The sequence below is a fragment of the Oceanobacter antarcticus genome, from assembly GCF_044962685.1.
Classification (GTDB): Bacteria; Pseudomonadota; Gammaproteobacteria; order Pseudomonadales; family Oceanobacteraceae; genus Oceanobacter; species Oceanobacter antarcticus.
On the sequence record NZ_JBBKTX010000046.1, the window covers coordinates 1 to 7,608 of the forward strand.

The 7,608-nt window shown below is 57.8% G+C and carries 5 protein-coding genes; all 5 read right to left on the minus strand.

Annotation, left to right across the window (positions count from 1 at the left end):
* Window positions 1–1,985 (minus strand): efflux RND transporter permease subunit (locus WG929_RS20685; protein WP_416207581.1); only part of this gene is annotated, 1,985 nt, incomplete at its 3' end.
* A gap of 18 nt (window positions 1,986–2,003) precedes the next feature.
* On the minus strand, window positions 2,004–3,077 hold the full coding sequence (locus WG929_RS20690) for a WD40/YVTN/BNR-like repeat-containing protein (RefSeq protein ID WP_416207582.1): 1,074 nt from the start codon (window positions 3,075–3,077) through the stop codon (window positions 2,004–2,006).
* A 66-nt stretch (window positions 3,078–3,143) separates the two neighbouring features.
* Window positions 3,144–4,529, minus strand: coding sequence for a DUF1329 domain-containing protein (locus WG929_RS20695; RefSeq protein ID WP_416207583.1), 1,386 nt, complete (start codon window positions 4,527–4,529; stop codon window positions 3,144–3,146).
* A gap of 113 nt (window positions 4,530–4,642) precedes the next feature.
* Window positions 4,643–6,022, minus strand: a complete 1,380-nt coding sequence (locus WG929_RS20700; RefSeq protein ID WP_416207584.1) for a DUF1329 domain-containing protein — start codon at window positions 6,020–6,022, stop codon at window positions 4,643–4,645.
* 24 nt (window positions 6,023–6,046) lie between these two features.
* Window positions 6,047–7,608, minus strand: a 1,562-nt coding sequence (locus WG929_RS20705) for a DUF1302 domain-containing protein (RefSeq protein ID WP_416207585.1), incomplete at its 5' end; no start/stop codon positions are given.

The following is a 7,608-nucleotide window of genomic DNA, read 5'->3' on the forward strand; positions in this document are numbered from 1 at the left end:
GGCACCATGGCGCAGATCACTGCGGGCAGGGAGCGGAAGGCGATGATGCTGAGCAGGGTGACGGCGATATAGACGCCGTACAAAATCTTGCTGTTGGCGACCTTGACCACTTGGTTGGTGGCGGCTTCAATGCCAGCGTTGCCGCCGCTGAGTTCAAAGCGGATACCGGTTGAGGGGTTGTCTTGCTTGAAGGTGTCGATGGCGTTCACCACGGTTTCCAGGGTGTCGGCCTTGTGGTCGGTGAGGTACAAGTAAATGGGCAGCAGGTCGCAGGTGGCATTAAACAGCTCACGTGGGGCACGGGCGGCACTGCCATTGATCAGGTACTGGTTGGCGACCAGGTCGTACCATTTGAAGTTGCCTTCGTTAAACCCGGCGGCGGCCTGACGCACCATGCCAGCAAAGGATCGGGTGCCATCCACCATCGGTAATTGCCGCAGTTGCCATTCCAGCCGGTCAACCATCAGCAGGTTGTCGTAGTGGGCACAGGCCCCCTTGTCGGTGACCCCAAAGACCACAAAGACGTCAGCTCCGGCCTGGTAGTTGGCCACCATAAAGCGGTTATCCTGGTTGTAGCGGGAGTCGGCCCGCAGTTCCGGCGCGCCACTGTCGAGGTCGCCGATGCGGACATGCTGACTCACCAGGTAGCCGCCGACACCGAGGCCCAATGCGATGACCAGGGCGACAGTCGCAGGCCCCCGACGGGTAAACATGTCCAGAAATTGCCAGAACCGATGTTTTTCATGATCGGCTTCGTCACCGGTCTGGGCCAGACTGCGACGGGCAGCGCTGGCGGAGACGCCGGTGTAGGACAACAGAATCGGCAACAGCGCCAGGTTGGTGAAGATCAGGACACCCACCCCGACACTGGCAATCAGCGCCAGCTCACGGATTACCGGAATATCAATTACGGAGAGCACCGCAAAGCCGACGACATCGGCCAGCAATGCCGTGGCTCCAGCCATAAACAGACGGCGGAAGGTATAACGCGCGGCAATCAGGCGATGAGTGCCACGGCCGATGTCCTGCATGATGCCGTTCATTTTCTGGGCACCATGGCTGACTCCAATGGCGAAGATCAGGAAGGGCACCAGAATCGAATAGGGATTGAGCTCAAAACCCAACACCGGCAGCAAGCCCAATAACCAGACGATGCCAATCAGCGTGGTCAACAGCACCAGCAGGGTGCTGCGCAGGCAGCGGGTAAAAAAGAACAGGATTAACCCGGTAATGATCAGGGCAAAGGCGAAGAAGGCCAGAATGGTGTATAGGCCATCAATCAGATCCCCCATCACCTTGGCAAAACCGGTGATGTGCAAGCGGATGCCCTGGGCTTCGTAGCGGCTGCGAATGTCTTCCAGCGCTTGAGAGAGTGCACCGTAGTTCAGGGGCGACTGATCGGTTTCCATCAGCGGCACATAAATAATGGACGAGCGGAAATCCGCCGCAACCAGCTGGCCAATCTCACCGGAGCGCAAGACGTTGTTGCGGAAATCGGCAATGCTCTGGTCGCTGCCATCGTAGTTCTGCGGCATCACCGGGCCGCCTTCGTAGCCATACTGGGTGACACCGATCCAGCGCACCGACGGCATCCACAAAGACTTCATGAAGGGCCGGTCAACGTTGGGCAGCAGGTAAATCTCGTCGTTGATGGCCTTGAGTTGCTCGATATAGCGGGCCGAAAAAATGGTGTCGCCGGGCTCGGCTTCCACCGCAATCCGCAGGGCGTTGCCCAGCCCTTTGACGTCATCCTGATAGTTGAGAAAATTAACGATATAGGGATGATTACCCGGAATCGTTTTCAGAAAACTGGCATTCAGCTCGGTGCGCAAGGCCGATAATCCCAGTAACAGGGTTAACAAGGCACAGACGGCCACAATCCAGCCGCGGTGATTAAACAGCAAACGCTCGGCGCGATTACCGGAGCGCGAATCAAAAGACCCCAGGTCCGCGATGGTTTCAAATGTTTGAGAAGAGACGGCCATGAAATATCCAGATAAAAGTTAGGGTTGAACCGCAGGAGTCACCGCCAGGGTGCCCTGTAAGCCAACAGCCATCACAGGCGCTGCCTTGCGGGTGCCCGCTGACAACGCCAGTAACGGAAAACCGGCATGCACCGATAAACGCGACGTGGTGCCGTTAGCCTGCAAGCGCCAGAGGCCGCCGCCGTCATCGGACAGCAGATAACCACCAGTCGTTAATGGCAGAATGGCCAGCAGTGAGTACTGGGTATCGATGGCCAGCGGCTGCCAGTCAGCGGAGCTCAGGTCGCCCTGCCAGAGCGTGCCGCGCAGACCGAGCAACAGCAGTTGCTGCTGGCTGGCGGAATACCAGCCACTGAACAGACTGGCGTCGGAGGGCGAATCCAGCGGCTGAAAATGCTGACCGCGATCACCGGACTGATACAGCAAGCCCATTTCACCCATCAGAATGATCCCGTCGCCATCACTGGCGATGTGGTAAATATGGCGGTCTTCTTCACCCCCCAGTCGACCAGCCGCCGAGTGCCAGCTTTGGCCGCCATTGTCGGTGCTTAACATCACGCCATAAGCGCCCACCGCCAAACCGTCCTGGGCATTGATAAAATGCACATCCAGCAGAGGCTTGTCGGCACCGTCGTCGCTGTAGCGTTGTAACGTCATCGCCAAGCGATCGTCACCGGCCTGTTGTGCGGCTTCCGCCTGTTGATGCCACATCCCGACCAGTTGGCGGCCATCGGTCTGGCGCTGCCAGGTCAGGCCGCCATCGGCGGTTGCCAGAATGACCAGGCCGTGTCCGACTGCCCAGCCATGCTGGTCATCAACAAAATCTACCGCCGTCAGGGTCACCGACACCGGCACCTGGGCTTGTTGCCACTGCTGGCCGCCATCCTCGCTGTAAACGATATGGCCGCGTTCACCGACCGCCACCAGACGTTCACCCACCTGGCGAATATCCAGTAATGCCCCGGTAGCGGCCAGGACACTGGGCAGCGCCGGTTGGTCCAGCGAGGAATAGGACGGCAGCGGGTCTGCCTGAACAGACGCCGCCCCGACACACAGTATCAAGGCGGCGATACGCCTTACCAAATTCAACATAATCAACAACATCCTATTAAAAACACCCATACTCGGGTGTGTTGCACTGACACCGAAAGCCGCGTGCTAACGCACACTGCGGATAATCAGTGACGAGGGCGAAAAATAACGTTCGGGTTTCATTTCGACGGCTTTTAACTGATAGCCAGGATCGAAATACACCATGTTACGAGCCGACCAGGACGCATCCAGGATATACAGGAGGTCGGCATAACTGCTCATTTGTGTGGGCACGTCGGGCAGGTAGAAGGCCAGGTTCAGGCTGACCCGCCAGAGCGTGCCGGATGGATCCCAGCCATCCATCAGGCTGGTGCCCCAGGTGTCTTCGTCGATGTAAAATTTGCGCTTGCTGACGGCATGGCGTTTGCCCGGTTTTAATGTCGCTTCCACCACCCAGACGCGGTGTTTTTCCCAGCGAATGGCATCCGGTTGGTGGTGTTCCTTGCCAAAGACACCGTCCTCATCCAGCGCAAAAACCTTGTTGTTGTTGTACGGAATCAGCGCTTCCTGTTTACCCACAATGCGGTAGTCATAACGTTCATCGTTGGTATACGGACTGCCAAACACTTCATCAAAGAAGTTGGCACCTGAGTTGACAAAATCCGGCGTATCCCAGCCAACACTGGGGGAACGACGCACGCGGCGCTGACCCACCAGATACTGGGAGACCTTGCGATCCGACTGCACATAGTTGTCGGTGTCGCGGGAGACCAGCCCCTCGCCGGCCCGGAACGACGGCGCGTCGGTAAATTGCAGGAACAGCCAGTTGAGGAAGCCCTGTTCGGCGTGTTTCTGCAACGAGATGTCCTGCCGGTAGGCCTCGAACTGATCCCGTTGATAGGATTGGCTACCTAACACCCGTTCACCATTGGTGGTGAAGGAATATTGGCGACTCTTGCTCTCGTACGACTGCCCGCGCCAGCGCAGGTTGGTGTTCCAGCGCACCTCCGATCCAGTGTTGGGGATCGGGAACGGAATGCCATTGATCGCACCGAGCAGACCATCGTTATCGCCCTTCACTTCCAGCGTCGCCCGCGTGGCATTGGCTTTGGTGCCTTCGTACACCCACTCGGGCGCACAATGGTTACGGTGCGTCGGGTAGACATCCAGATACAGGGATGTTGGATATTTCTGCAGCAGGGCTTTGACACCGTCCGACAGCAAGGCGTCGTACTGCGCCATATTGGTAGCCGTGACCCGGTACAGTGCCGGCTCCTGGGCATAGGGATCCCAGCGTCGGTCGCCCGATTGCAGTTGTGCCATCGGTACATCTTTCATATCGGGGCAGCCGGTCCATTCCGGGATCGAGCCGTCGGCATTGGCGGCGCGCTCCGCCCCCAGTGGCGTCAGATCCTTGCCCAGACGGGCGGCTTCTTCGCGCGATACGGCCGCCAGGGCCGGGACAGACATCATCAACAGCAGGTAAACCATGGTCACTACCGGTTTAAACATTGTTCTGTTTCCTTCTTCTTATTGTTATTTTTCATCGCTGGATAGTCACAACCGGCCACACCAGACCACACCAGACCACGGCATCGCCGTGGCCTGATGAGCGATCGGCCGACTTACCGCACGCCCCGTACCAGCAAGGCAGACGGCGAGAAGTCACTTTCCGGTTTCATCTCAACCGACTTCAGCTGATAACCCGTGTCGTGGTACACCATGTTGCGCGCTGACCAGGAGGCATCCAGTACGTACAGCACATCACCGTAATACACCTGCGCCGGGACATCCGGCAGGTAGAACGGTACGTTGATGCTGACGCGCCAGAGCTTGCCGGATGGATCCCAGCCATCCATCAGCGCAGTACCCCAGGTGTCTTCGTCGATGTAGAATTTGCGTTTGTTCACCGCATGGCGTTGACCCGGCTTCAGCGTGGCTTCCACCACCCAGACACGGTGTTTTTCCCAGCGCAGGGCATCCGGCTTGTGGTGTTCCTTATCAAACACGCCGTCTTCATCCAGGCTGAAAATCTTGTTGTTGCTGTACGGGATCAGCGCTTCCTGCTTGCCCACAATGGTGTACTCGTAACGCTCATCACCGGTGTAGGGACTGCCGAACACTTCATCAAAGAAGTTGGCACCGGAGTTGACAAAATCCGGCGTATCCCAGCCGACGTTGGGGGAACGACGCACGCGGCGCTGACCCACCAGGTACTGGGAGACCTTGCGATCCGACTGCACATAGTTGTCGGTATCACGAGAGACCAGCCCCTCGCCGGCCCGGAACGACGGCGCATCGGTGAACTGCAAAAACATCCAGCTCAGATAACCTTGCTTGGCATGGTCTTCCAGCGAGATACCCTGGCGGTAACCTTCCATCTGGTCGAGCTGAAACCCCTGACTGCCCAACACCCGTTCGCCATTGGTGGTGAAAGAGTACTGACGGGTTTTGCTCTCAAACGACTGTCCGCGCCAGCGCAGGTTGGTGTTCCAGCGCACTTCAGCTCCAGTTTTTGGAATAGGGAACGGAATACCATTAATGGCACCCAGAAGACCGTCATTATTACCCTTGACCTCCAGCGTGGCGCGGGTGGCATTGGCTTTGGTGCCGTCGTACACCCACTGCGGAGCACAGTGATTGCGGTGGGTCGGGTAGACATCCAGATACAGATCTGGATATTTGGTCAGAACCGCTTTCACCCCCTCCGACAGCAAGGCGTCGTACTGTGCCATATTGGCCGCCGAGACCCGGTACAGTGGCTTTTCTGCGGCGTACGGATCCCAGCGTCGGTCGCCCGATTGCAGTTGTGCCATCGGCACCTTTTTCAGGTCGGGACAGCCGTTCCACTCCGGGATCGAGCCGTCGGCATTGGCGGCACGTTCCGCCCCCAGCGGCGTCAGATCCTTGCCCAGACGGGCGGCTTCTTCCGGCGAGACCGCCGCTTGCGCGGCGGGGATCGCCATCATCAGTAGACACGTTGTCAAAAACGCAGGTTTAAACATTGCTCGTTCTCCTTATTGTTATTCTTAAAAGCTGTATTCAGCCGATACCGAGAGGTAATCCCGGTCTTTCAGCGCCTGGCCATAGTTCTGCACATAGCCGGACGTCTCGCTGCGTAAAGAAGTCTTCTCGGTACCAAAATAATGGTTATAGGTCAGCGACATGCGCAGCAGGCGTCTGTAATCGCCTTTGAGACCGATGGAGACATCACCGCCCTTGTCGGCACCGCCATTAAAGGACGTCAGCACGGCGGACTTGCCTTTGGGGTTGTACCCCAGACCCATCGGGATGGTCAGATCCAGTCCGGACAGCACCTGGTAGATAGCCGGTTCCAGTGTCAGACGCAGGCCCAGCGCATCGCGCTCAGCCCCAGGATCCAGTGCATCCGGGTTATCCGTCACCTTCAGCAAACGGTTCCAGCCGATCTCACCGACCAGAAAGGCGTTGTCAAACAAGGCACCGCCGGTAAAGGAATAAATCATCGAGACGTTGGCATGAGCGGTACGACCGACGGCGTAGAGCGGGTTATCGCGGTTATCCCCGGCGCCCATCACATCGGCCTGACCGGTAGAGACCAGCGGCATATTGCTGCGCATCGACACTTCGGCCGCGACATTGGCATCCCCCACCAGGGTGCTGACACTGGTTCCCAGGGTCTGGATATCTTCCGGGTAGACCCAGCGATAAGCGGTCGGCGTCGGCGCGGGCACTGCGGGTGGGAAGGCAAATTGAGTCAGATAAATCTGTGGCGTCTTGTCGTGATAGCGGGCGGCATAAAAGCCGAATTCAGCATCAATGGACCTCGGCGTAAAACGTAACTGCATGCCACCCTGACCGCTGTCGCGGGCTTCCAGATCATCCTCACGAGTGGCGGCAAAACCGGGGGCCAGCCACAGCTGTTCAGCACCATCGGCAAGAAAATCAATGGTGCTGAAATAACTGCCGGAGGCTGGCAAGCGGTTTTTTTTCCAGCTCAGCTGGTAATAACCCCCCAGCGTCCAGGCGGAGTTCAGCTGGGTCTGCAGAGATACCTGGTTGACCGGCATCAACAGTTCCTTGAACTGGGTATTGGGCACCGACAACGCTTTCACCGCATCGACCGGCCCCTGCGCGGCGGCAATCCCGTTAGCACCAAAAAACAGCGTCTCGCCATAAACCTGGGTGTGTTTACCAACCCGGACAATGGTCGGTGCTCCGGCCATATCAAAACGGCCGAACAGGAAAGCGTCGAGAATTTCAGCCTTCTGGCCGTGCAGATCACGGGTATCGTCGGTGAATTCGGTTTGGTCGACGGAAGCGGCATTCCCGGTCGTGCTGTCGTTATCGGTATCCTGCTGATAGATCTGGTCATACCAGCCAGCCCCGGAGACACGCACGCCCAGGTTGTTATAGGTCAGATCGATTTCGGATAAGACATCCACCCGGTTGGAGACCAGCCCCTGATCGAAATTACGATCGCCATCGTCCTGGTTCAGGTCGGCGGTGAGGGTATCGGAGGCCTGTTTAAGGCGATACATGGCGCTGTATTTAAGGTTGGTATCCCAACGAATGGTCAAATCCGGATTACCGCTATCGATTTCAAGCGCCA

What these genes read in the sequence shown, in the direction of transcription:
- WG929_RS20690 (WP_416207582.1), bottom strand. Translation starts at nt 3,077, where the DNA reads ATGTTGAATTTGGTAAGGCGTATCGCCGCCTTGATACTGTGTGTCGGG.
- WG929_RS20695 (WP_416207583.1), bottom strand. Translation starts at nt 4,529, where the DNA reads ATGTTTAAACCGGTAGTGACCATGGTTTACCTGCTGTTGATGATGTCT.
- WG929_RS20700 (WP_416207584.1), bottom strand. Translation starts at nt 6,022, where the DNA reads ATGTTTAAACCTGCGTTTTTGACAACGTGTCTACTGATGATGGCGATC.